This is a genomic window from Bartonella sp. AP58NXGY, from assembly GCF_042195785.1.
Taxonomy (GTDB): Bacteria; Pseudomonadota; Alphaproteobacteria; order Rhizobiales; family Rhizobiaceae; genus Bartonella.
This window is the reverse complement of the sequence record NZ_JBHIOY010000049.1, coordinates 1-1988: the sequence shown is the minus strand read 5'-3', so window position 1 is coordinate 1988 and position 1988 is coordinate 1. Positions and strand designations below refer to the sequence as shown.

Here is a 1988-nt window from a genome sequence, read left to right as displayed (position 1 = left end):
TGAAAACCTGCGTTATTTGCATGCGCCAAATTCATCATTTCCAAAAGGCTAATCACTCCTATTATAATAAATTGCTTTTTCATCTGTCTCCTCGCTTGATTTCGGCAGGGATTGTTTTATTAATAGGCACACGGTTTCTATCATTAGGTTGTTTTAGCTTTGGTGCTAATGCACAAGCCGATAAAAGATTTGCAATCAAAATTATAAAAACGACCGACTTCACTTTAACACTCCTCTTTTTGACAATTAAAAAGCCCAGCATTTCTTATCATTATTATAATTTTAATAATAAAGTAAAGCATATAATTTGTGATAATTTATCTTTTCTTAATTTCGTATTTTAATTGACGAAAATAATTCAGTTTTAGTGCAAATATTTTTCATTGTAGGCTTGGCTATTTTAGTTATTTTGTCCTATGGATTTAAAGTTTCTGTTACGAGAATCATTTCTTTCTACATTCTCTAGTTTCTATGTCTCCATAGATGTCCAAATGCTATGCCTTTTGCGAGAGAATGGGCCATGCTTGATAGTTTGAGTAACAGCATGATGGATATAATGGACAAGATGAGCGCTCCCCCAAACATGGCTGCTACATTCTGGTTGTAATCGAGTCCCATATCACTCAAATAGTTTGCAAAGATATTCATCATCAGATTAAAGACAGTCGCTAAGAGTAGAAAGAGGATTATATAATTTACGACTTGGATTAACCATTGCTGAAAAAAGCGATAGGTTGGTTGCCAGAGCAAAGCAATGATGAAGATAGGGCCCAATCCTACGAGCAGTGTAATGGCGATTTTTGTCAGTATAACGAGACCACCGCCGATTGCCACGACGGAACTTGTTGCCAGCAAGATAAGGATACCTAAGAGGCTGTAAAGCAATCCATTGGCCTCGAAGAAGACGGTTTCCTGGAAAAGACGACCTGCATATTGGAATCCTTTGGTTGCTGCTTTGTCAAGTAAATTCATTAATTGTGTATCAGTGAGTGGATTTGTCATGAGCGCTTTTGAGAACTCATAGGGCATTTGCGTTATCAAATTTGCAATTTCACTTTGATAAAGTCCTGAGGTGAGAGCTATTGAAGTAATAATGCTTATTCGCAGGAAACGGTTTACGAATCCGGAGAGTGGCATATCGATAGCGCCCCGAATGATAAGCCATCCATAGATGATGAAAGCGATGGTGATTCCAATTGAAACGAAAGGTGTAATTGTAGCAATCGCTTTTGAGGAAATACCCGTGACATATGTTTGTGTTATCTGATTAATTTTATTGAAAAGTTGCGTGAACATAGTGAAGTTCATGGCATTCCTCTTTAATGAATTTTCAATTTTTCATCACATGAGAACATAAACACATGCTAAATGCTTCATTTGCATTTATACATTCCCTAAGCATTTTCACCACGATATCTTGGCTTTGATAAAATCTCTGCGTTTCTTTGAATTGTGGAGTTAATACTAAACCTTATACATCGGCTTTTGTGTTCACCGTATGATCGGCATCTGGTTTTTTTCATGGTTAAAAAATTTCATATCAAGTTCGCGTCTTTTCCTTTTGATAAGTGATTGCTCAGCGTCATGTAAATACGCTGCCATTTCCATTTTTATAAATTCATTTTGGATCATAGCTAATGTACCATCGATATGTGCTTGAAGGTCTGCAATGTCTTTTAGTTTTTCTTTTGTTTGAAGCTCATCGAGTAGTCCTCTGAGGTATTGAAAACGACTTTTTACATTTTCAAAACTTTCCAAACTCACAGCTTTATCTTGAACCGATACAGATTGTAAACGCCCAAAAATAGCTTTGCTGATTTGATCAAAATTCCCAGAAACTTTGTTTTCTTCCTCCAAGACCTCTCGATACGATTGCCTTGAAAGCTTACTGTCTGTATAGAGAGATTTTGGCTCTTTAAGAAAAAAACTAGAAAAGTCTATTTGCTTTGGGTTTGTTTTCTGACTCTTTGTTATAACCTGATAAGCTT

General features: G+C 36.1%; 3 protein-coding genes. All 3 read right to left on the bottom strand.

Going from position 1 to position 1988, the window contains the following annotated elements:
• Positions 1 to 79: 79 nt before the first annotated feature.
• On the bottom strand, positions 80 to 223 hold the full coding sequence (locus ACFINC_RS09195) for a hypothetical protein (protein ID WP_012232528.1): 144 nt from the start codon (positions 221 to 223) through the stop codon (positions 80 to 82).
• 239 nt (positions 224 to 462) lie between these two features.
• Entirely contained in the window at positions 463 to 1308 is an 846-nt protein-coding gene (locus ACFINC_RS09190; protein WP_012232527.1) for a type IV secretion system protein, read from the bottom strand.
• 183 nt (positions 1309 to 1491) lie between these two features.
• The coding region (locus tag ACFINC_RS09185) for a type IV secretion system protein (protein WP_375617012.1) at positions 1492 to 1988 on the bottom strand (497 nt) is incomplete at its 5' end.

Excerpts from the sequence above, each read along its gene's own strand:
- ACFINC_RS09190 (WP_012232527.1), bottom strand. The coding sequence starts at position 1,308 with ATGAACTTCACTATGTTCACGCAACTTTTCAATAAAATTAATCAGATA.